The organism is gamma proteobacterium symbiont of Scutellera amethystina, from assembly GCF_059730845.1.
On sequence record NZ_AP035935.1, the window covers coordinates 2198338 to 2220236 of the forward strand.

General features: G+C 58.8%; 18 protein-coding genes. 10 read left to right on the top strand and 8 right to left on the bottom strand.

The window, feature by feature from the left end; all coding sequences use genetic code 11:
* Window positions 1–7 precede the first annotated feature (7 nt).
* Window positions 8–889, top strand: coding sequence for a LysR substrate-binding domain-containing protein (locus AC6I79_RS10180; RefSeq protein ID WP_498027270.1), 882 nt, complete (start codon window positions 8–10; stop codon window positions 887–889).
* Here AC6I79_RS10180 and AC6I79_RS10185 read toward each other — a convergent pair.
* Together AC6I79_RS10185 and AC6I79_RS10190 are read right to left on the bottom strand one after the other, a co-directional pair.
* On the bottom strand, window positions 847–2523 hold the full coding sequence (locus AC6I79_RS10185) for a methyl-accepting chemotaxis protein (protein WP_309787134.1): 1677 nt from the start codon (window positions 2521–2523) through the stop codon (window positions 847–849). The genes AC6I79_RS10180 and AC6I79_RS10185 overlap by 43 nt on opposite strands.
* A 212-nt stretch (window positions 2524–2735) precedes the next feature.
* Window positions 2736–4259, bottom strand: coding sequence for a carboxylesterase/lipase family protein (locus tag AC6I79_RS10190; protein WP_104092915.1), 1524 nt, complete (start codon window positions 4257–4259; stop codon window positions 2736–2738).
* Window positions 4260–4450: 191 nt separating this feature from the next.
* Here AC6I79_RS10190 and AC6I79_RS10195 point away from each other — a divergent pair, with 191 nt between their 5' ends.
* Window positions 4451–4885, top strand: a complete 435-nt coding sequence (locus AC6I79_RS10195; protein ID WP_058769762.1) for a DoxX family protein — start codon at window positions 4451–4453, stop codon at window positions 4883–4885.
* Between the two features lie 68 nt (window positions 4886–4953).
* On the opposite strand, the gene hglS is transcribed toward AC6I79_RS10195, so the two are convergent.
* Complete coding sequence (hglS, locus tag AC6I79_RS10200; RefSeq protein ID WP_021506102.1) at window positions 4954–6294, bottom strand: 2-oxoadipate dioxygenase/decarboxylase HglS; 1341 nt, start codon at window positions 6292–6294, stop codon at window positions 4954–4956.
* 88 nt (window positions 6295–6382) lie between these two features.
* On the bottom strand, window positions 6383–7717 hold the full coding sequence (locus AC6I79_RS10205) for an MFS transporter (RefSeq protein WP_104092913.1): 1335 nt from the start codon (window positions 7715–7717) through the stop codon (window positions 6383–6385).
* Window positions 7718–8040: 323 nt separating this feature from the next.
* Here AC6I79_RS10205 and AC6I79_RS10210 point away from each other — a divergent pair, with 323 nt between their 5' ends.
* Window positions 8041–8961 carry a LysR substrate-binding domain-containing protein gene (locus AC6I79_RS10210; RefSeq protein ID WP_159378190.1) on the top strand — a complete coding sequence of 307 codons (921 nt, stop codon included), beginning with the start codon at window positions 8041–8043 and terminating at the stop codon, window positions 8959–8961.
* Here the strand turns inward: AC6I79_RS10210 and smrA are convergent.
* Window positions 8958–9524, bottom strand: a complete 567-nt coding sequence (gene smrA, locus AC6I79_RS10215) for a DNA endonuclease SmrA (RefSeq protein WP_159378191.1) — start codon at window positions 9522–9524, stop codon at window positions 8958–8960. The genes AC6I79_RS10210 and smrA overlap by 4 nt on opposite strands.
* A gap of 297 nt (window positions 9525–9821) precedes the next feature.
* Here smrA and fnr point away from each other — a divergent pair, with 297 nt between their 5' ends.
* Both fnr and uspE read left to right on the top strand, forming a co-directional pair.
* On the top strand, window positions 9822–10574 hold the full coding sequence (gene fnr, locus AC6I79_RS10220) for a fumarate/nitrate reduction transcriptional regulator Fnr (protein WP_031279133.1): 753 nt from the start codon (window positions 9822–9824) through the stop codon (window positions 10572–10574).
* A gap of 119 nt (window positions 10575–10693) precedes the next feature.
* Window positions 10694–11650 (top strand): universal stress protein UspE, encoded by a 957-nt coding sequence (gene uspE / locus AC6I79_RS10225; RefSeq protein WP_058758505.1) that lies wholly within the window; start codon window positions 10694–10696, stop codon window positions 11648–11650.
* A 76-nt stretch (window positions 11651–11726) separates the two neighbouring features.
* Here the strand turns inward: uspE and pntB are convergent, their stop codons facing one another.
* Together pntB and pntA are read right to left on the bottom strand one after the other, a co-directional pair.
* Window positions 11727–13115: a Re/Si-specific NAD(P)(+) transhydrogenase subunit beta gene (pntB, locus tag AC6I79_RS10230; RefSeq protein WP_058774715.1), complete on the bottom strand. Its 1389-nt coding sequence runs from the start codon at window positions 13113–13115 to the stop codon at window positions 11727–11729.
* Window positions 13116–13126: 11 nt separating this feature from the next.
* Entirely contained in the window at window positions 13127–14659 is a 1533-nt protein-coding gene (gene pntA, locus AC6I79_RS10235; protein ID WP_159378192.1) for a Re/Si-specific NAD(P)(+) transhydrogenase subunit alpha, read from the bottom strand.
* A gap of 538 nt (window positions 14660–15197) precedes the next feature.
* Between pntA and ydgH the strand changes: the two genes are divergently transcribed.
* Both ydgH and AC6I79_RS10245 read left to right on the top strand, forming a co-directional pair.
* Window positions 15198–16154, top strand: coding sequence for a DUF1471 family protein YdgH (gene ydgH / locus AC6I79_RS10240; protein ID WP_021506110.1), 957 nt, complete (start codon window positions 15198–15200; stop codon window positions 16152–16154).
* Between the two features lie 206 nt (window positions 16155–16360).
* Window positions 16361–17752, top strand: coding sequence for a basic amino acid/polyamine antiporter (locus AC6I79_RS10245; protein ID WP_159378193.1), 1392 nt, complete (start codon window positions 16361–16363; stop codon window positions 17750–17752).
* Here AC6I79_RS10245 and AC6I79_RS10250 read toward each other — a convergent pair whose 3' ends face one another.
* On the bottom strand, window positions 17753–18166 hold the full coding sequence (locus AC6I79_RS10250) for a hypothetical protein (protein WP_021506112.1): 414 nt from the start codon (window positions 18164–18166) through the stop codon (window positions 17753–17755). It abuts the gene before it with no gap.
* A gap of 175 nt (window positions 18167–18341) precedes the next feature.
* Here AC6I79_RS10250 and rstA point away from each other — a divergent pair, with 175 nt between their 5' ends.
* From rstA to AC6I79_RS10265, 3 genes are read left to right on the top strand one after another with little or no spacing between them, the layout of a single operon-like run.
* On the top strand, window positions 18342–19064 hold the full coding sequence (gene rstA, locus AC6I79_RS10255; protein ID WP_021506113.1) for a two-component system response regulator RstA: 723 nt from the start codon (window positions 18342–18344) through the stop codon (window positions 19062–19064).
* A complete protein-coding gene (gene rstB / locus AC6I79_RS10260) occupies window positions 19064–20374 on the top strand; it encodes a two-component system sensor histidine kinase RstB (protein WP_021506114.1) in 1311 nt (436 codons plus the stop codon). The genes rstA and rstB overlap by 1 nt, the downstream gene beginning before the upstream one ends.
* Window positions 20375–20386: 12 nt before the next feature.
* Window positions 20387–21874, top strand: a complete 1488-nt coding sequence (locus tag AC6I79_RS10265) for a carboxypeptidase M32 (protein ID WP_159378194.1) — start codon at window positions 20387–20389, stop codon at window positions 21872–21874.
* Window positions 21875–21899: the final 25 nt, after the last annotated feature.

Consider the following 21899-nt stretch of genomic DNA (forward strand, 5'->3'; position numbering starts at 1 on the left):
GGCCGTTATGTCCCGCTCTGCTCTGCCGCTCAACGCCATTCATGCCTTTCTGGTCACCGCCCGTCATCTCAACCTGACGCGCGCCGCCAGCGAACTGTGCATCACTCAGGGCGCGGTGAGCCGCAAAATTGCGGCGCTGGAGAGCTGGCTGGGATTTGCCCTGTTTGAACGCCACGCGCGCGGTCTGCATCTCACCGATCAGGGTGCGGCGCTGCTGCCGGAGCTGCAGCAGGGGTTCAATCTGCTGGTCAATGCCACTGAGAAAGCCAGCCGCAGCAACGCCTCGATTCGGCTGAAAGCCCCGACCTGCGCCATGCGCTGGCTGGTGCCGCGCCTGGTGGCGCTGGAGCAGCAGCGGCCAGACATTCACGTGGCGCTCACCACCACGCTTGATCACGCGTCGCAGCTGGAAAACTTTGATGCGGCGATTGTATTCGGCACGCCGCCTGCCGGTGCCATTCCGCTGTTTGCCGAGCGCCTGACGCCGGTGCTGGCCAGCAGCGTGCCGGCGCCGCGCCATGTCAGCGAACTGGCCAAATTCACCTTCCTGCATCCGACCGGCGATACGCGCGACTGGCAGCTGTGGCTGTCCGGCCAGGCGGAGCAGCTGTCGATGGCGCGCAATCAGCACTTCGCCACCATGGATTTGGCGATCAGCGCGGCGATTCAGGGATTTGGCGTGACGGTGGCGGATATTACGCTGGTGGAGAATGATTTGGCGAATGGGCGGTTAATCGCCCCGTTTGCCGCGAGTGTGGCAACCGGGGCGAGCTACAGCCTGTTACGGCGGGCGGAAAAAGATGCGCCACCGTTTTTGCCGCAGCTGGTGGCGTGGTTGTGTCAGCCTCAGAATGAAACCCACTCTTCACTGCTGGCGGGTTTACCCTGAGCGCCTGCGGCGGCAGATAACACCGGCCGGCGCAGCGCAGGCGCAGCAGTGGATGCCACAGCCTGTGTGCGCGGCGCGCTGTCGGACAGACGGAACTTCGCCACCGACGCCTGCAGCTCTTCGGTCTGACGCTCCAGCGCGCTGGCCGCCGCCGACACCTGCTCCACCAGCGATGCGTTCTGCTGGGTGACGCTGTCCATTTCGGTGACGGCGGTGCCGACCTGCGAAATCCCTTTGCTCTGCTCTTCCGACGCGGCAGCGATGTGCTTCATGATCTCATTCACATCCTGCACCGACTTCAGAATGTCATGCATGGTGCTGCCGGCGCTGCTGACCAGCTCCGAGCCCTTTTCAACGCGTGACACGGAATCTTCAATCAGCGTGGCGATCTCTTTTGCGGCGCCGGCGCTGCGTTGCGCCAGGTTGCGCACTTCGCTGGCCACCACGGCAAAGCCGCGCCCCTGCTCACCGGCACGCGCCGCTTCGACTGCCGCGTTGAGCGCCAGGATGTTGGTCTGGAAGGCGATGCCGTTGATCACGCTGGTGATTTCGGCAATCTTTTTCGAACTGCCGGAAATGCCCTGCATGGTGGTCACCACTTCGCCAACCAGACGGCCGCCCTGCTGCGCGGTGCCGGTGGCGGTCTCCGCCAGCGCGCTGGCCTGACGCGCGTTGTCGGCGTTGAACTTCACCGTGGCAGTCAGTTGCTCCATGCTGGCTGCGGTCTGTTCCAGCGCGGCCGCCTGCTCTTCGGTGCGCGATGAAAGATCGTTATTGCCGGCTGAAATTTCTGCCGCGCCGCGGTAGATGTTCTCCGTGCCGCTGCGGATGGCGCTGACTGCTTCACGCAGGCTGTCCTGCATCGCCCGCAGCAGTGGCACCAGTTTGCCGACGCAGTTGCGGCCAAATTCTTCCACCGGCTGGCTGAGATCGCCCTGCGCAATAACGGTAAAATGGTTACGAATGCGATCCAGTGGTTTCACCAGCATCGTCACCAGGTAACGGTCAGTGAACAGCAGAATCAATAAGCCGAACACCACCGCCGACACAATAATCACTTTGGTCATGCTGGTAAGCGTGTCCACGGTCACGCGGGTCTCATCCAGCTTGCTGCTGGCGGCCTGATTAAACGCTTCTGCGCTGGCACCAAACGCCCGGCTCAGCGGCGGCGTGACATTGTTGGCCTGCGCGCGCCATGCATCCAGTGAAGCCTGCTGCGCCAGCGCCACCTGTGGTGCGATACCCTCATCCAGCAGTTTCTGCCAGCTGCTGATCACATTGTTCACCGTCTCGCTGTCCATCGGACCCGGCGCCATGGCTTTGAACTGGGTTAACTGCTGTTTCATGTTATCCAGTGCCTGCTGCACCGGCGCGAACGCTTCCGCGGTCGGCGCGTTACCGGCGGTGCGGCCTTCCATTACCCGCGACAGACGCGTGACCACGCGGAAATATTGATCGTTGCCTTTGCTGAGCGCCGTCATCTGGTTTACCAGCTGACGATCAATCTCGTTACCCTCGCCAAGCGCATTCAGCGAGTGGACGCTGAAGAGCCCTACGCCACACCATAACAGGCAGAAAAGCCCGAGAATGGTCAGCATAACGGCGCGAATCGTGAAGTTTTTTAACATACCCATACATAATCCCCTGGTGTGAACGCTGGCAGCCCGGATAAAACAGGGCTTAGGGTATTTATCGGCAGCGAACCGGGAAAAGATAAATGTTTTGTAAGCTAATTAATTGCAGGATGGGGTGCCGCGCGGGGCGGCTGAGCGGTCGTAAAATCAGGCAGATAGCGGCCAATTTGCCTTAAAAAAACATTGATGTTTTTACATGATTAGCAGGCTTATTAAAGTTTAACGTGGCTGCGCATCATCAGGCGAAACAGACGCAGACGGCCGCGCATAAATCGCGCCTTCAGCACCGATTCCGCTTTACCGTCGTGGCCAAAAGCGAGAGTCAAATCTTCACCTGGCCGCCATACCGGCCAGTCAGGCTCCCCGTCGAGCCGCAGCCGATGGCTGAACTCACTGGCATCCCGCGCAAAGGCCACCCACCAGGCGCTGACGCGGCCGGCAAAGGCGATATCGCTGGCGCTGTAATGCCAGTCACCCGGCGGCGGCAGCGTCGCGAGCGTATTAAAGACATAAGGAATTTCGTTGCCGTGCCAGGTGCCGTGCGGGTAGAGATGACGCGCGTTTTCTGACACATAATCAAACCAGTAACGCCACGCAGGCATGCCGATGCTGTGCTGCGACTGCGCCACCAGCAGCGGCATGACGGTAAACGCCATGTCGCGCGCCACCGCGCGTCCCAGCAGGCTGTCATCATGGATATCGTACAGCCACTTCAGCAGGCGATAACTCAGGCGACTTTTGCTGCGCAGCTGCTGTAACACGCTGCGGGCATCCACGCCGAAGTAGTCCAGCACGCTGGCTTCATCGCTGTTGCTGCCAATCATCAACGGCACGCGATGCTGTTTACCCGCCATAAAGGTGTCGAGCATCGGTCTGGGTAGCACCGCATCGCCGCTGATGGCCACCGGCCCCAGCGCCAGCGGTCGCTCCAGCGGCCAGAAACTATCGGCCGGCAGTGCGCGCAACTGTTCCGCACTGGCATCCGCGGCCAGATTGAAATGCGCTGCCACCTGCAGGCCGGTTTGCTGCGCCTGCTTATGCGGCACGTCCGGCAGGCTGTAGGCACTTTGCACGATGCCCTTATGAAACAGCCCTTCGGCCAGCGGCGAGCAGCACAGCGACAATACGCTGCGCGCGCCGGACGATTCGCCAAACAGCGTGACGTTATGGCGATCGCCGCCAAACGCCGGGATGTTGCGCTGAATCCACTGCAGCGCGGCAATTTGATCCAGCAGCGCAAAATTATTGACCACCTTGCCCGGTGGATACTGGGCGTCGAGCGCCGGATGCGCGAAAAAGCCGAAATGGCCAAGGCGGTAATTGAGTGTCACCACCACCACGCCCTGCGCTGCCAGCGCTTTGCCGCGATAGGGATCAAGGCTGCCGGCGCCGATGCTGAAGCCGCCGCCGTGCAGCCATACCATCACCGGTAACGGCGTAACGGGTTCGACATCGGGCGTCCAGACATTCAGATAGAGGCAATCTTCGCTGAAGCGGCCCGGATCGCCGCCGCCGGCCGCCACGCAGTAGTCACGATTTTGCCAGCTGGCATCGCCCCACGCGGTGGCATCGCGCAGCGTTTGCCACGGTGCCACCGGCTGCGGCGGACGCCAGCGCAATGCGCCAACCGGCGGCGCTGCATAAGGTATTCCTTTAAAGGTAAACAGTTCATCATCCATCAGGCCTCTGAGTTCACCTTCTGCCGTCATGATCCTCAGACGTCGTTCATTTTTCATTGCGGGTTCCTGGTAAAGCCTGATTCCATTATTTGCAGGCCTCAGTGGAATGTCTATGTTCTGCAGGCATTTGCAGATTAAGCCGAATAAGCGACCGATTCATTGAACAACTTCATCAAATTTTTTGGTTAACTGCAGCGGTGCATTCTGTTTTATGGTTGCAAGTTAACCTGGCGTGACGGAGAGACGTGATGTTTGCTGGCATCAATCAGCTGTTCACCCGGATGAGCGATCACCCGGATTTCGGTAAATTGCTGTTACGCTTAACCTTCGGCGGGCTGTTGCTGTTTCATGGCGAGTTTAAGGCGATTCATGGCGTCGGCTGGATCGCCCATCTGCTCAGCGTCAAAGGCATGCCAGGTTTCATCGCTTACGGTGCTTACATCGGGGAAATTGTGGCACCCATCATGGTCATCGTTGGCCTGCTGACGCGCCCGGCGGCCTTTATCATTGCCGTTAACATGGTAGTCGCAACGCTGCTGGTGAAAATGGGCGCACTCTGGCATCGCACCGATGTCGGCGCCTGGTCGCTGGAAACGGAAGCGCTTTACCTGCTGGGCGCGCTGGCCATCCTGTTCCTGGGTGCCGGAAAATACACGCTGGTGCGCGACGCACGCCTGCAATAATCATTAGAAAGAAAACCAGCCGGCCTGTAAAAGTGAACCTGTCACTTTTCAGGCCGCTTTTTTACGCCCTACTCCTGCACGCCGCAGCGTGCCAGACTGCGCTGTTGCGTCTGCTGATACAGCACCATCTCATCCTGCACGGCGGCACCGAGCGCGGCTTCAAAATCAGCACGACTGGCATTGCCGGCGCTGCGGGCCTGAGTCTGGTTGCCCAGATTAGACTGGAAGATGCCGGCCGCGCTCACCGGCAGAAAATCTTCGTAGACAATCGGTTCCGCCTGTAAACGGCCGGCGGCCAGCAGCTGCGCCACGGTTTCCCCGGCGCGCGGCGGCTGATGCTCACCCTGCGGCGTCAGACGGTAACGGAACCACGCCAGCTCCTGCTCGCGCAGCGTCTGTTCATCATCAGGAAAATCACGAAACACCGCGCTGAGGTGCTGCTGATGCTGCTGGTTATCGCTGCCGGTACCGGCCTGCGCCAGCAGCCGGTCGTACAGCGCGCGGCCTTTAGGCGTGAGCGCCGCGCCGCGCTGCTCGATTTCACCGAAGCGCGCGGTATGGGTGCCCGGCGTGCCATCATTAAAATGCACCGCCTCTTCCAGCGCTTTGAAGCTGGTCTGGCGCAGCAGAATCGGCACCGCGCGCGGCGGCGGCCCTTCAATCAGGATTTTCGGTTCGATGCCGCGCGAAGGCATCAGCGCCTGCACGCGATCGATGTCCAGCGTGCGTGGCGTCAGGTGATTGATGTGGCAGCCGCGGAAGCACACGACGTCGGCAATCAGGCGATGCTGCTGGCTCAGCGCGCGGTAGGTGGCGCTGTCCACCGTGGTGTGCGCATGCCAGCGAAAGGTTTCCAGCGCCTCCTGAACGAAGCGGGCGGCATCGGCAGCATTGAGACCGCCCTGCTGCTGATGCTGCGCGATCAGTGCCCGGCAGCCTGGCGTGAAGATGTCGCGCGCCGCCAGGATAGCCGCGGCTTTGTCGCGCAGTGCGGCATCGTCGATCAGCTCCAGCCGCAGCAGCGAGGTGAAAACGCGGAAGGGATTGCGCCGCAGCGCGCTGTCGCTGACCGGGCGAAAGGCAGTAGAGTGCACCGGCACGCCCGCCTGTGACAGATCGTAATAGCCCACCGGCTCCATCCCCATCACGGCAAACATCTGCCGCAGCGTGCTGAGCTCTGCGGCAGTGCCAACGCGAATGGCACCGTGACGCTCCACGCCGAGCCGGCTCAGCTCATCGGCGGCGGCCAGACGGTTTTTCAGCGCCGGCTGCGCTTCTAAGGTGCGTTCGTTAACGGCGGTAACCAGCTGCGTCAGGGTGCCATATTGCGGCACCTCCTGCTGGTACATGGCCGACATGGCCTGAGAAAACAGCGTGCGGATGGCATCGCGGGTGAGAAAGTTATCCATGGTCATCACCTTGGGCTAAAGGGTTGCTGCTACTGTAGATCAACCCTTTAGCGGCGGGTAACATTTTCGCGGAACTGTGATCGCCCTGTCACTCGGTGGCGCGCGGCCGGTCACCAAAGCGGCATTTCAGTACCAGCATCAGCGTGGTCAGCGCCGCCGGCAGCGCCAGCAGCAGAAAGATCTGGCTAAACGACCAGCCGAGGGACAGCAGCTCAGCGCCAACGAAGGCGCTGATGATCGCGCCGATGCGGCCGACGCCGTGCATCCAGCTGGAGCCGGTCGCGCGGGCATGGGTGGGATAGTAACTGGCCGAGAGTGCATTCATGCCGGTGTTGGCACCGTTAAAACAGAAGCCGCTGCAGAAGGCGATGGCGCTCATCAACCCGACCTGCGCCGGGGAAAACCCGAGCGCCACGATGGCGATGCCGCCGCAAAAGTAAATGATGGCCAGCGCCAGATTGGCGTTGATGCGGTCCATCAGCCAGCCGGCAAACAGTGAGCCAACGGTGCCGCCCGCCTGATACATGGCAGTGACAATAGCCGCTTCCGTGACAGACATGCCCAGCGTGTTAATCAGCGATGGCAGCCAGCTGCCGATCAGGTAGACCAGAAACAGCCCCATAAAGTAGCCGCCCCACAGCATCAGGCTGCCAAACAGATAGCGGGGTGAGACGACGGTGGCCACTGCACCGTGGCGCGCGGCCAGCGGTTCACTGCTTTGAAAATGGCTGTCAGGCCGGACGCTGCCCGGCAGCATGCGCGCCAGAATAGCGTGAATGCGCGCAGCGGGCGCGCGCTGGCTGATGAGAAAGCGCACCGACTCCGGCAGGCCGCGCAGCAGAAACGGCAGCACCAGCAGCGGCAGCACGCCGCCCATTAGCATCACGGAATGCCAGTCATAACGCGGCAGCAGCCACGAGGCGGCAAAACCGCCGGAGGCCGCGCCAAAGGTGAAGCCGCAGAACACCACGGTGATAATAAACGAGCGACGCCGCTCGGGCGCGTATTCGGCCACCAGCGTGCCGACGTTGGGCATCGCCGCTCCCAGCCCCAGACCGGTGAGGAAGCGGAACAGCATCATCTGTTCGATGTTTTGCGCCATGGCGGTCGCCAGCGTCCAGAGGCCAAAAAACAGCACGCTGAGCAGAATCATCACGCGGCGGCCGTAGCGATCGGCCAGCGGTCCAGCCACCATGGCACCCAGCGCCAGGCCAATCAGCGCCGCGCTGATCACCATCCCCAACTGATGATTGGTCACGCCCCAGCTGGCTTTCAGCGTCGGTGCGATAAAGCCCATCAGCGCGATATCCATGCCATCCAGCGCCACCACGACAAAACACAGCGCAATTAAACGCTTCTGCCAGCTGCTTAACGCGCTCTGGTTGATGAGCTGGCGGACGTCAATGGCTTCAGCGCTGGTCACGGTACCACTCCTGCAGGATTATCACGAATAGGTCATCAGTTTTGGTAAAAAAAACGGCGCTTATGATAGCGCATCGTTAACAATAACGGGCAGGATTTTTAAGTGAAATTGAGAATTATTCAAAATTTTACCCGCTAACCTACTGATAACGCTGAATGCAGAAACGCGCCCGGACGCCCGGTTATTTATAAAGCCAACCAATACAGCCACTTACTAAAACCTCTCACGCTGACCGTTTTTGTTAATATAATTTTGCAGGTAAGTTAACAGAATCTCGGTCAGCCACTTGCCGCTGACCGCTCTGACTCATTACGCTGGCGTTTATGGACAAAAATCATCTCTTTAATCAGCGCATTCGTCTGCGCCATTTACACACCTTTGTGGCAGTCGCGCAACAGGGCACGCTGGGCCGCGCGGCGGAAACCCTCAATCTGAGTCAGCCGGCGCTGTCTAAGACGCTGAATGAGCTGGAGGAACTGGCGGGCGCCCGTCTGTTTGAGCGCGGTCGTCTCGGTGCTCAGCTGACGACGCTGGGAGAACAGTTTCTGACCCACGCGGTGAAAGTACTGGATGCGCTTAACCACGCCGGACAAAGTTTCAACTCGCCGGTTTCCGGACGCCCGATCGTGATCCGCCTTGGCGCCCTCACCACCGCCGCCATGGGGATGCTGCCGCAGATCCTGGATCGCTTCCATGAACAGCAGCCGAACACCACGGTACAGGTGGCCACGCTGCACAATAATGTGCTGCTGGCTGGCCTGCGCGCCGGCGAGTTTGATATTGGCATTGGCCGTATGGCAGACAGCGAAATGATGACCGGCCTGACCTACGAATTGCTGTTTCTCGAATCGCTCAAGCTGGTGGTGCGACCGGAGCACCCGCTCTTAAGTGACAATGTCACACTTTCCCGCGCCATGCAGTGGCCGGTGGTGATTTCGCCTGAAGGCACCGCGCCGCGGCGTATTGCCCAGCACATGCTGGATGAACAAGGCTGCTCGCTGCCGGGCAACTGTGTCGAAACCTCTTCCACCTCGCTGGCCCGCCAGCTGGCGCTGCGTTATGACTATGTGTGGTTTGTGCCATCCGGTGCGGTGAAGGAAGATTTAAGTCACAATGCGCTCAGCGCACTGCCAATCGCATCGCCCGGTCCCGGCGAACCGGTGGGCATTATTACCCGTAGCGGCCACTCGCTCTCGCTAAGCGCGGAAGTGCTGATGGCCACCATCCGCAAATTTCACAATTAACGGCTGCGTTTGGCGTGGCGTTCGCGATTGTCGAGGCGCGCGCGATCGGTTTTGCGCAGCCCGACATAAACTGCACCGCTGCCGCCGTGCTGCGGTTGCGCGCTGCAGAAGGTCTGAACGTCGTCAAATTGCCGCAGCCAGCGTGCCACGTAGCTGCGGACAATATTGGCGTGCGCTTCATCATCCCGCCCTTTGCCATGAATAATCAGCAGATTGCGCAGGCCCTGTTTACGCGCTTCCAGCATAAAGCTGAACAGCGATTGCCGGCAGGTCTCCACCGGCTGGCGTAACAGATTAAGACTGGCGTCCAGCGTATATTTGCCCAGCCGCAGCTTATCGAGCACGCCCTGCTGAATGCCATCGGCTTTATATTCCAGCGGCGTGTCGCGCGGGATAATCTCAAGGAAGCCGCGCGTCAGGAAGTTTTCCGGTGCGTCGACATGCGGCTGCTGGCGCGGCGCTTTAGTAGACGGCGCGCGCAGCCACTGGGTGTTGGCGCAATCTTTTAACGGGGTTACATCACCCATGGCATCGCGGAAAAGGTCTTCATCATCAAGGTTCATGGTGTTTTCCTCACGCCTGGTGGTGAATCGGGCGCAACATGCCACCCGAAAGCAAAATAGTAGCAAAGGTTATCGGCTATCACATCCGTCACTTTCTGCGCAGGATCAGGTTGTGTCCGGATGTAAATATGGAAAGAAAACGTTCCAGATCAAAAACTGGCTGGTAATTTGCAGGCATCAAAGCCGCGAATACCCAGCATTTGTGCGGTTTTGATCATTATTACTGCTCGGATGAGTTCACATGACAAAGAAAAATGTTAAAATTGACGACAGTCAATAATCATCGAGCGTACCTATATGATCCCGGAAAAACGCAGCATTCGACGTATTCAGTCTGGCGGTTGTGCCATCCACTGTCAGGATTGCAGTATCAGCCAGTTGTGTATTCCCTTCACGCTGAACGAACATGAACTGGATCAGCTGGACAATATTATTGAACGCAAAAAGCCGATTCAGAAAGGCCAGACGCTGTTCAAAGCCGGTGATGAACTGAAATCCCTTTATGCTATCCGCTCCGGCACCATTAAAAGTTACACCATTACCGAACAGGGTGATGAACAGATCACCGGTTTCCATCTGGCGGGCGATCTGGTGGGCTTTGACGCCATCGTCAGCGCGCATCATCCGAGCTTCGCTCAGGCGCTGGAAACGGCCATGGTGTGTGAAATCCCGTTTGAAACCCTCGACGATCTGTCCGGTAAAATGCCGGCGCTGCGTCAGCAGATGATGCGTCTGATGAGCGGCGAGATCAAAGGCGATCAGGATATGATCCTGCTGTTATCGAAGAAGAACGCGGAAGAGCGTCTGGCGGCGTTTATCTGGAACCTGTCGCGTCGCTTCGGCCAGCGCGGTTTCTCACAGCGTGAATTCCGTCTCACCATGACGCGCGGCGACATCGGTAACTATCTGGGACTCACCGTCGAAACCATCAGCCGTCTGCTGGGACGTTTCCAGAAAAGCGGCATGCTGGCGGTGAAAGGCAAATATATCACCATCGAAAACCATGCGCTGCTGGCTGAACTGGCCGGCCAGACCGATCAGGCAGCGTAACCGCCTGCCGGGTCGATAAATGTTATTTTATTGATCCGGCAACAACTTTTCCGCTTCTGCCCTGCGCCATCTTAGGCTATCTTTAATCCAACTTCGCTTTGGTTTGAGGAGAGTGCCTTATGTCCCGGTATCAGCATATTCTGGTGGCGATTGATGCTCAGCAGGACGACCAGCCGGCGCTGCGGCGTGCGGTGTATCTCAATCAACGTATCGGCGGGAAAATCAAAGCCTTCCTGCCTATCTACGACTTCTCCTACGAAATGACCACCCTGCTGTCGCCCGACGAGCGCGTCAACATGCGCAAAGGGGTGATTAGCCAGCGTACCGAATGGATCCGCGAACAGGCGCAGGCCTATCTGGAAGCCGGCGTGGATATCGAGATCAAAGTGGTGTGGCATAACCGGCCGTACGAAGCCATCATTCAGGAAGTGCTGGCGCATCAGCATGATTTGGTCCTGAAGATGGCGCACCAGCACGATCGTCTGGAAGCAGTGATTTTCACCCCCACCGACTGGCACCTGCTGCGTAAGTGCCCGTGCCCGGTATGGATGGTCAAAGACCAGCCGTGGCCGGAAGGCGGCAAAGCGGTGGTGGCGGTAAATCTTGCCAGCGAGGAACCGCATCATGATGAGCTTAATCAAAAACTGATCCGCGAGACCACACGACTGGCCGAAATGGTGAATCACACCGAGGTGCATCTGGTGGGCGCCTATCCCGTCACGCCGATTAACATTGCCATCGAACTGCCGGATTTTGATCCCAGCGTCTATAACGATGCGATTCGCGGCCAGCATCTGGTGGCGATGAAAGCACTGCGCCAGAAATTTTCCATCGGCGAGGAGTTTACCCACGTAGCGAAGGGCCTGCCGGAAGAAGTCATCCCGGATATCGCGTCGCATCTCGACGCCGGGATTGTGGTGCTGGGCACCATCGGTCGTACCGGTCTGTCAGCTGCGTTTCTCGGCAATACCGCTGAACAGGTGATCGATCACCTGCGCTGTGATTTGCTGGCGATTAAGCCGGATGATTTCAAATCGCCGATTGACCTCGACGATGAGGAAGATGAAGAGGATTAAATAACACAGGGCGGCCATCCTGTGCCGCCCCGGTTTGAGCTTGTCAGGGCGGTGACATCACCGCCCTTTTCGTTTCCTACAGCGCGCGCAGAATGCCTTCGACGCTGGCTTTGGCATCGCCAAACAGCATTTGGGTGTTCTCTTTAAAGAACAGCGGGTTCTGCACCCCGGCATAGCCGGTGTTCATCGAGCGTTTGAACACGATGACGTTTTGCGCTTTCCACACTTCCAGCACCGGCATACCGGCAATCGGGCTGCGCGGATCGTCCTGGGCCGCCGGGTTGACGGTGTCGTTGGCGCCGATAACCAGCACGGTGTCGGTATCGCTGAAATCATCGTTGATCTCATCCATCTCCAGCACCACATCGTACGGCACTTTGGCTTCCGCCAGCAGCACGTTCATGTGCCCCGGCAAACGACCGGCTACCGGGTGAATACCGAAACGCACCTTAATACCGCGCGCGCGCAGCTTCTCGGTGATCTCTGCCACCGGATACTGCGCCTGGGCGACCGCCATACCGTAGCCCGGCGTGATGATCACTGAGGTCGAGTTTTTCAGCAGTTCTGCCGTCTCTTCCGCGCTGATTTCACGGTGTTCACCCGCTTCTTCGCCCGCGTCTGCACCGCTCACGTCAGTGCCGAACCCGCCGGCAATCACGCTGATAAAGGAACGGTTCATCGCTTTACACATAATGTACGACAGGATGGCACCGGAAGAGCCCACCAGCGCACCGGTGACGATCAGCAGGTCGTTGCTCAGCATAAAGCCTGCCGCCGCCGCCGCCCAGCCCGAGTAAGAGTTGAGCATCGAGACCACCACCGGCATATCCGCACCGCCAATCGACGCCACCAGATGCCAGCCGAACACCAGCGCAATCACCGTCATAAGGAGCAGCGCAACGCCCTGTGCGGCGGTGCTGTCGGTACGCACAAACCACAGCATCAGCAGGAATGAGACCACCAGCGCCGCCAGATTCATTTTATGGCGATGCGGCAGCATCAGCGCTTTTGAGGAGATCTTGCCGCGCAGTTTGCCAAACGCCACCACCGAACCGGTGAAGGTCACCGCGCCGATAAAGATGCCGAGGAACACTTCGGTCAGATGGATATTTTCCATCACCGCTGACAGTCCTGGCGCGTGGTCAAGGTAGCTGTTGAACCCGACCAGCACCGCCGCCAGACCGACAAAGCTGTGCAAAATCGCCACCAGCTCCGGCATTTCGGTCATTTCGACTTTCTTCGCCAGACGCACGCCAATCGCACCGCCGATCACCATCGCCAGCAGAATCCACGCCACGTTGCTGCTGTGCGGACCAAAAATGGTGGCGAGCAGCGCCAGCGCCATGCCGCTGATACCAAAGATATTGCCCTGCTTTGAGGTCTCATGCTTCGAGAGCCCGGCCAGGCTGAAAATAAACAGAATTGCGGCAACAATGTATGCTGCAGTCACTAATCCGCCAGACATGTTGTTACCCCTTAATTCTTACGAAACATTTTCAGCATGCGCTGGGTGACGGTGAAACCACCGAAGATATTGATGCTGGCAATCAGGACGGCGATAAACGCCAGGAAGGTGACCCAGCCGCCATGGCCCATCTGCAGCACCGCGCCCACCACAATAATGCCGGAGATGGCGTTGGTGACGGACATTAACGGCGTATGCAGCGCGTGACTGACGTTCCACACCACGTAATACCCGACGACGCAGGCAAGCGCGAACACGGTAAAGTGCGACAGGAATTCCGCCGGCGCGACGTTGGCCAGGCAGCCGAACAGCACTACCGCGAGCGCCAGCAGCAGATACTTGCGCCACGGCGCAGCGGGCTTCTCTGCCGCTTTCACCTGCGGCTGTGCGGCAGGTTTTGCGGCCTGTGGCGCAGCAGAAACCTGAATTGGTGGCGCAGGCCAGGTCACTTCTCCGTCACGAATCACTGTGACGCCGCGCACCACGACATCGTCAAAATCAACCACGATCTCGCCGTTTTTCTCTTTACACAGCAGCTTCAGCAGGTTCACCAGGTTGGTGCCGTACAGCTGCGAGGACTGCGTTGGCAGCCGGCTCGGCAGATCGGTGTAGCCGATGATTTTGACGCCGTTGTCGCTCAGCGTGACGCGATCGGCGACGGTCAGATCGCAGTTACCGCCGGTGGCTGCCGCGAGATCAACAATCACGCTGCCCGGCTTCATGCTGGCCACCATCTCTGCGGTGATCAGCTTCGGTGCCGGTTTGCCCGGGATTAGCGCGGTGGTGACGATAATGTCCACTTCCTGCGCCTGCGCCGCGAACAGCGCCATCTCCGCCTTGATAAAGGCCTCGGACATCACTTTGGCGTAACCGTCGCCGCTGCCCGCTTCCTCTTCAAAGTCGAGTTCAAGGAACTCGGCGCCCATACTCTGCACCTGCTCTTTCACTTCCGGACGGGTGTCGAAGGCGCGCACGATGGCACCGAGACTGCCCGCCGCGCCAATCGCCGCCAGCCCGGCCACGCCAGCCCCGATGACCATCACTTTTGCCGGTGGCACTTTACCGGCGGCGGTGATTTGCCCGGTGAAGAAGCGGCCAAACTCATGGGCTGCTTCGACAATGGCACGGTAACCGGCGATGTTCGCCATCGAGCTGAGCGCATCCAGCGACTGCGCGCGCGAAATACGCGGTACGGAATCCATCGCCATTACGGTGATGTTGCGTGCGGCTAATTTCTCCAGCAGTGCCGGGTTCTGCGCTGGCCAGATAAAGCTCACCAGCGTGCTGCCCGCGCGCGTCAGTGCAATCTCGCTGTCGTCTGGCGCGTTCACCTTCAGCACGATGTCGGACTGCCAGACATCCTGCGGATGACTGATGCTGGCACCGGCGGCGATAAAACTGTCATCATCAAAGCTGGCGCGTAAACCGGCGCCCTGCTCAACGGTGACGCTGAATCCCAGCTTGATGAGCTGCTCAACGCTCTTTGGCGTCGCTGCGACGCGGAACTCATTGGCTAACCGCTCTTTGGGTATCCCAATTAACATACTGTTTCCTTTCCATGATTAAAGGATGAGGTTCTGTAAGGGGCACATGCTTAAAAGCCGAAACGCTGTTTCAGCTTTTTATGAGCGAAATGCACTATGTAACAAAGTCTTTATAACCTACTGAAAATGCGCAGGACGATCTAGCGCCATAACGCACACTTATGACATTCACACAGATATTCAGATGCCAGCGATGAATACCGTGGGATGCGACCAGGTTTGCGGCATTATGGAAAATAATCTGCTGTGCCTAATCGTGTCATGACGAATTAACTGTTTTTAAAAACCTATATTTAACAATGCTTTAACTATTATGGTACTAAGCGATACCGGTTAAAGCGGTAAGCTGACCAAAAAAAAGCCATAACAGCGAAAGATGACAGGCCGATGAATAAAATGCTGGGATTGTCAATGTTATGCGCATAAATTGGCTGAGACAGGCCGATTATTACATGCAATAATCAGCGGCTAATCTGTTATACATCAAGAGTCCAGCACGTTTTCGTACTCAATTTGCGTAAGGCGAAGGATCATTTTTATGAAGCTGAAGAACACCATTCTGGCGTCGACCCTGTTATCACTGCTGGCAGCCAATGCGTTTGCTGCCAAAGAGTTAACGCCAGAACAAGCGGCCGCGTTAAAACCATTCGAACGCATCAATATTAGCGGCCGTTTTAATGCAATTGGCGATGCAACAGACGCCGTGTCTAAAGCCGCCGACGCCAAAGGCGCGGACTCTTTCTACGTGCAGGGCATCAACGACAGCAACGGTAACGGTGGCAACTGGCGCGTTACCGCCGATCTGTACAAAGCCAATGCAGCGAAAGTTGAACAAAGCACGCAATACCGGATGTTCAACGGCGTGAAAGAGCTGCCGAAGGCGGAAGCATATCGCCTTGAGCCGTTTGACACCGTCTCCGTCAGCGGCTTCTTCTCCAGCCAGCCGGACGTGAACGAAGCCATCGCCAAAGCGGCGAAAAACAAAGGCGCGGCCTCCTTCTTTATTGTGCGTCAGGTGGATGCTAACAACGGTGGCAACCAGTACGTGACCGCCTACGTGTATAAAGCCGATGCCAAAGCGCGCGTGGTGCAGGATACGTCTGACTCCATTCCGGCTGATTCAGAAGCCGGTAAAGCAGCCCTGGCTGCGGGCGGCGCAGCGGCGAAGAAAGTGGCGATCCCTGGCGTTGCTTCCTCAGATACGCCAAGCACCAGCGTGGGTCGTTTCTTTGAAACCCAAAGCTCTACCGGTCAGCGTTATACGGTGACGCAGCCGGATGGCCGCAGCGTGCAGGAAGTCAATGCGATCACGGCCGCACAGATGCAGCCGTTTGACACCATCTCCTTCTCCGATCACTTCGGCACGCCAACCGAGATCTCAGAAGCCGTGGGCAAACGCGCCATCGCCAAAGGCGCGAAGTATTATCACATTACGCGCCAGTGGCAGAACCAGAGCGGCGGCAACCTGACCGTCACCGCTGACCTGTTTAAATAATCCCCGCGCAGGGCGGCGCCCGTCGCCCTGCCGTTTGCATAATCCGTGTGCAAATCTGCATAGTCTTGCATTGCCTTCACCGTTCGCTCTCCGTAAAATCTGCCGCCTGTTTTCAGGGTATTCCGTTTTAAACGGGACTGATTGCCACGTTACACTCTGGCTGAACAACTACTACCCAGCACACTCTGCTGCTCAGGAATGGCGTTTTGGATAAAAAATTAGGTCTTAGCGCGCTCACTGCGCTGGTGCTCAGCTCGATGCTCGGCGCGGGCGTCTTTAGCCTGCCACAAAATATGGCGGCGGTTGCCGGTCCGGCCGCGCTGCTGATCGGCTGGCTGATCACCGGTGTCGGTATCCTCTTTCTGTCGCTGGCGATGTTGCTGCTGACGCGTTTGCGCCCGGAACTGGATGGCGGCATCTTCACCTACGCGCGCGCCGGCTTCGGCGAGCTGACCGGCTTCTGCTCGGCATGGGGTTACTGGCTGTGCGCGGTGATTGCCAACGTCTCGTATCTGGTAATTGTGTTTTCAGCGCTGAGCTTCTTTACCGATACGCCGGATCGCATCGTGTTTGGCGATGGCAACACCTGGCAGGCGATGCTTGGCGCTTCCGTGCTGCTGTGGCTGGTGCACTGGCTGGTGCTGCGCGGCGTACAGACGGCGGCCAGCATCAACCTGCTGGCGACGCTGGGCAAACTGGTGCCGCTGCTGCTGTTCGTGGTGCTGGCGCTGCTGGCGTTTAATTACGATCGCTTCCGTTTTGACTTTGACGGCGCAGCGCTCGGCCAGCCGCTGTGGCAGCAGGTCAAACAGACCATGCTGATTACCCTGTGGGTATTTATTGGCGTGGAAGGCGCGGTGGTAGTCTCTGCCCGCGCGCGCCACAAGAAAGATGTCGGGCGCGCCACGCTGCTGGCGGTGCTGGCCGCGCTGCTGGTCTATCTGCTGGTGACGTTGCTGTCGCTTGGCGTGGTGCCGCGTGCGGAACTGGCGCAGATGCGCAATCCGTCGATGGCCGGTCTGATGGAACGCCTGCTGGGTCATTGGGGCGATGCGGTGATTGCGGTTGGCCTGATTATCTCGGTGTGCGGCGCCTATCTCAGCTGGACCATTATGGCGGCAGAAGTCCCGTTCCTCGCCGCGCAGCAGGGCGCGTTTCCGCGCAGCATTGCCCGGCAGAACCGCCATAACGCGCCGGCGGCGTCGCTGTGGCTGACTAACGGCAGCGTGCAGGTGTGCCTGATTCTGATTGCGGTTACCGGCGCGGATTACAATACGCTGCTGACTATCGCCTCAGAAATGATCCTCGTGCCCTATCTGCTGGTCGGTCTGTATCTGGTCAAAGTGGTACGCGGTCAGCACAAACCGCTGGCCCTGTTGACCGGTCTCGGTGCCAGCGCCTATGGGTTATGGCTGCTGTACGCCTCGGGGCCGCTGCATCTGCTGTTGTCGGTGGTGCTTTACGCGCCGGGTCTGCTGCTGTTCCTGTATGCACGACGCGGTGGCCGCGGCGACCAACCGCTGTTTGCGCTGGAGCGCATCGCCATCATGCTGTTAATTGCCGCCTCACTGCCCGCGCTGTGGCAGCTGACGCGCTAATCAGTGCGGTTGTAAAGGAATGGAAACGCACAGCAGATCGTTCTGCTGTGTCAGATTGAGCGGCTTGCGGTATTCCAGATGGATGGCGTCAAGCTGCTCAGCGGACAGCGGATAAGGCAGCTGAATATCGAAGCGGCTGATGTGCTGCTGTTCGGCCAGGGTAATCAGGCGGGCAATGTTAATTTCGTCGCTGACCTGGGTTGAAATGATTTGTAATGCTAATTCTTTCAGATGGTCGTCGCTGGCCTGTAAACTGTGCCCGGACTTGCGCGTCACCATGCCAAAAATTGGCATCACGCCGTAAATGGCATCGACAAAGCTCCAGCGTTTTTTGCAGGAAGCGGAAAGGAAGTCACTGTAGTTGAAGCAGATGCGGTCACTGTATCCGGCTGAAGCCAGCTCTTTATCAGACACCCTCGCACTCCTCCTGTTTTCAGTACGATTCCGAACCTTGCGCCAGAACGCGCCGGTAATAATGGCACATTTCACGGTGTACATACCAGTAAGACAAGGATAATTCGTGCGGTAGCGTAGAGCTCAGGACCAGGAAAAGCTATGCTGCTGACATTCTCAGCCATGACAGAGCATTATGAACAAAATTGTCTATGTGGAAGATGAGCCGGAAGTCGGCGAACTGATTGCGGCTTATCTTGGCCGCCACGATATTGAGGTGCTGGTTGAGACGCGCGGCGATCGCGCGGAAGCGACCATTCTTGCCGCCGATCCGGATCTGGTATTACTGGATATCATGCTGCCGGGCAAAGATGGCATGACGCTGTGCCGCGATTTGCGTGCCCACTGGCAGGGGCCGATTGTGCTGCTGACCTCGCTCGACAGCGACATGAACCACATTCTGGCGCTGGAGATGGGCGCCAATGACTATATTCTGAAAACCACGCCGCCGGCGGTGCTGCTGGCGCGTCTGCGCCTGCATCTGCGCCAGGCGCACGTGGCCAAACCGGAAGCCGCACCTGCCGTGCAGAGCTCGCAAAAGGTGCTGCGGTTCGGTTCGCTCACCATTGATGCGCTCAACCGCCAGGTGATCCTGTTCGACGAACCGATCACCCTTTCGACCGCCGATTTTGATCTGCTGTGGGAGCTGGCGAGCCACGCCGGAGAAATTCTCGACCGTGACGCGTTGCTGAAAACCCTGCGCGGCGTGAGCTATGACGGCATGGATCGCAGCATCGACGTCGCCATTTCACGCCTGCGCAAGAAACTGTACGACAGCGCCACCGAGCCGTTCCGCATCAAAACCATCCGTAACAAAGGCTATCTGTTCGCGCCGCAGGCCTGGGATACCCGCTCCTGATGAGAAAGCTCTTCATTCAGTTCTATCTGCTGCTGTTCGTCTGCTTCCTGGTGATGACGCTGCTGGTGGGTCTGGTGTACAAATTCACCGCCGAGCGCGCCGGACGCCAGTCGATGAACGACCTGATGGCCAGCTCGCTGTTTCTGATGCGCAGCGAACTGCGTGAGATCCCGCCGCGCGACTGGAATAAAACCATCCGCAACCTCGATCTCGATTTATCCTTTGAGCTGCACATCGAACCGATGAGCAAATATCAGCTGGACGAAGCCGACATGAAGCGGCTGCGCGCCGGTGAGATCGTCGCCCTTGACGATCAGTACACCTTCCTGCAGCACATCCCGCGCAGCCACTATGTGCTGTCGGTCGGACCGATTCCTTACCTGTTTTATCTGCACCAGATGCGCATCCTTGATATCGCCCTGCTGGCGTTTATTGGCATGTCGCTGGCGCTGCCGGTGTTCATCTGGCTGCGGCCTCACTGGCAGGAGATGCAGCGGCTGGAGAAAGCGGCTCAGCGCTTTGGTCGCGGCGAGCTTGACGTGCGCACCCATTTTGAAAACACCTCCAGCCTGCACAGCCTTGGCGTGGCGTTCAACCAGATGGCGGACAACATCAATACGCTGGTGGCGAGTAAAAAACAGCTGATTGATGGTATCGCGCACGAGCTGCGCACGCCGCTGGTCCGGTTGCGATACCGGCTGGAGATGAGTGAAAACCTCAGCGCGGCAGAATCCGCGGCGCTGAACCGTGACGTCGGCCAGCTGGAGAGCCTGATTGAGGAGCTGCTGACCTATGCGCGCCTCGACCGGCCGCGCGTTGACCTCAATCTGCAATCTTTCGATCTGGCCCAGTGGCTGCGCGTGCACATCGCTGACGTGCAGACCATGAATCCGCAGACGCACATTACGCTGGATATTCCGCAGCTGGAAAACATTGGCGCGGCAGATACGCGCCTGATGGAGCGGGTGCTGGATAACCTCGTGAATAACGCCCTGCGCTATGCGCAGCAGCGGCTGCGTGTCAGCCTGTGGTTTGACGGCGCCATCGGCAATCTGCAGGTTGAAGATGATGGTCCGGGCATTCCGCCGGATGAACGCCAGCGGGTATTCGAGCCTTTTGTACGGCTCGATCCCAGCCGCGATCGCGCCACCGGTGGCTGCGGCCTCGGTCTGGCGATTGTGCACTCTATTGCGCAGGCGCTGCAGGGCCAGGTCTCGATTGAGAGCAGTCCGCTGGGCGGCGCCTGCGTGCGCTTCTGCTGGCCAGTTGATCTCCCCTTGCGCGACGTGACGCCGCGCTTACCTTCATAAGGAGCTTGTTACATGACCGCAGCTTATCAGGAACTTAGCCGCACCTTTCAGCGCCTGGCGCGTTTTGGCCATCTGGGCGCGATTGCCGGCGTGGATATGCAAACCACCATGCCGCCGGGCGGCAGCCAGGCGCGTGGAGAAGCGATGGCGGAGCTGAGCGTATTTATGCACGAGCTGCTGACCGACAAGCGCCTCGGCGGGCTGTTTGACGCCGCCGCGCAGGAGTCGCTGAACGATGTGGAGCAGGCCAATCTGGGCGAAATGCAGCGCGCGTGGCGCCAGGCAACGCTGCTGCCGGCCTCGCTGGTGGAAGCCAAATCGCTGGCCGGCTCGCGCTGTGAACACGCATGGCGCAGTCAGCGTCCGGCCAATGACTGGCAGGGCTTCAGCGCTAACCTGAAAGAAGTGGTGAAGCTGAGCCGCGAAGAGGCACAGCTGCGCGCCGATGCGCTCGGCGTATCACGCTACGATGCGCTGCTGGATGTGTTTGAGCCAGGCATGACCAGCGCGCAGCTCGACAGCACTTTTGGCGATCTGAAAAGCTGGCTGCCGGATCTGCTGCAAAAAGCGGTAGCCCGCCAGCAGGCAACGCCGATTGCCCAGCCGGTCGGCCCCTTCGCCATTGAATCGCAGAAACAGCTCGGCCTGAGCGTGATGGCTACGTTAGGGTTTGATTTTAATCACGGCCGGCTGGACGTGAGCGCCCACCCGTTCTGCGGCGGCGTACCGGAAGATGTGCGTATCACCACACGCTACAACGAAAACGATTTTCTCAGCGCGCTGATGGGCGTGATCCACGAAACCGGCCATGCGCGCTATGAGCAGAATCTGCCACAGCAGTGGCGCGGACAGCCGGTGGCGCTGGCGCGCTCGACCGCGATGCATGAATCGCAGAGCCTGTTTATGGAGATGCAGCTGGGGCGCAGTCACGCCTTCCTGCAGCATATTCATCCCCAGGTGGTGGCGCTGATGGGCGACCAGCCGGCGCTGGAACGCAACAACTTTATTCGTCTGACCCAGCGCGTGAAGCCGGGCTTTATTCGCGTCGATGCCGATGAGCTGAGCTATCCGGCCCATGTGATTTTACGTTACGAAATCGAGCGGGCGCTGATTGAAGGCGACATTGAAGTCGAAGATATTCCGGCGCTGTGGGATGAAAAAATGCAGCAATCGCTGGGTATCGATACGCGCGGCAACTACCGCGACGGCTGTATGCAGGATATTCACTGGACCGACGGCGCCTTCGGCTACTTCCCGACCTACACGCTGGGCGCGATGTACGCTGCTCAGCTGTTCCAGGCGGTAAAACGCGCCATTCCGCAGGTGGACGAATTGATTCAGCAGGGTGAACTGCAACCGGTGTTTGACTGGCTGCAGCAGAACATCTGGCAGCACGGCAGCCGCTTCCCGACGCAGCAGTTGCTGATCAATGCCACTGGCGAAGCGCTCAATCCGCACTATTTCCGTCAGCATCTGGAACAGCGTTATCTCTCTGCCTGATTCGTGCGGCGGCCTGCCCGGCCGC

What these genes read in the sequence shown, in the direction of transcription:
- hglS (WP_021506102.1), bottom strand. Translation starts at nt 6,294, where the DNA reads ATGGATAACTTTCTCACCCGCGATGCCATCCGCACGCTGTTTTCTCAG.
- AC6I79_RS10185 (WP_309787134.1), bottom strand. Translation starts at nt 2,523, where the DNA reads ATGGGTATGTTAAAAAACTTCACGATTCGCGCCGTTATGCTGACCATT.
- uspE (WP_058758505.1), top strand. Translation starts at nt 10,694, where the DNA reads ATGTCCCGGTATCAGCATATTCTGGTGGCGATTGATGCTCAGCAGGAC.
- smrA (WP_159378191.1), bottom strand. Translation starts at nt 9,524, where the DNA reads ATGAACCTTGATGATGAAGACCTTTTCCGCGATGCCATGGGTGATGTA.
- AC6I79_RS10190 (WP_104092915.1), bottom strand. Translation starts at nt 4,259, where the DNA reads ATGAAAAATGAACGACGTCTGAGGATCATGACGGCAGAAGGTGAACTC.
- fnr (WP_031279133.1), top strand. Translation starts at nt 9,822, where the DNA reads ATGATCCCGGAAAAACGCAGCATTCGACGTATTCAGTCTGGCGGTTGT.
- AC6I79_RS10180 (WP_498027270.1), top strand. Translation starts at nt 8, where the DNA reads ATGTCCCGCTCTGCTCTGCCGCTCAACGCCATTCATGCCTTTCTGGTC.
- rstB (WP_021506114.1), top strand. Translation starts at nt 19,064, where the DNA reads ATGAGAAAGCTCTTCATTCAGTTCTATCTGCTGCTGTTCGTCTGCTTC.
- ydgH (WP_021506110.1), top strand. Translation starts at nt 15,198, where the DNA reads ATGAAGCTGAAGAACACCATTCTGGCGTCGACCCTGTTATCACTGCTG.
- AC6I79_RS10265 (WP_159378194.1), top strand. Translation starts at nt 20,387, where the DNA reads ATGACCGCAGCTTATCAGGAACTTAGCCGCACCTTTCAGCGCCTGGCG.
- rstA (WP_021506113.1), top strand. Translation starts at nt 18,342, where the DNA reads ATGAACAAAATTGTCTATGTGGAAGATGAGCCGGAAGTCGGCGAACTG.
- pntB (WP_058774715.1), bottom strand. Translation starts at nt 13,115, where the DNA reads ATGTCTGGCGGATTAGTGACTGCAGCATACATTGTTGCCGCAATTCTG.
- AC6I79_RS10195 (WP_058769762.1), top strand. Translation starts at nt 4,451, where the DNA reads ATGTTTGCTGGCATCAATCAGCTGTTCACCCGGATGAGCGATCACCCG.
- pntA (WP_159378192.1), bottom strand. Translation starts at nt 14,659, where the DNA reads ATGTTAATTGGGATACCCAAAGAGCGGTTAGCCAATGAGTTCCGCGTC.
- AC6I79_RS10210 (WP_159378190.1), top strand. Translation starts at nt 8,041, where the DNA reads ATGGACAAAAATCATCTCTTTAATCAGCGCATTCGTCTGCGCCATTTA.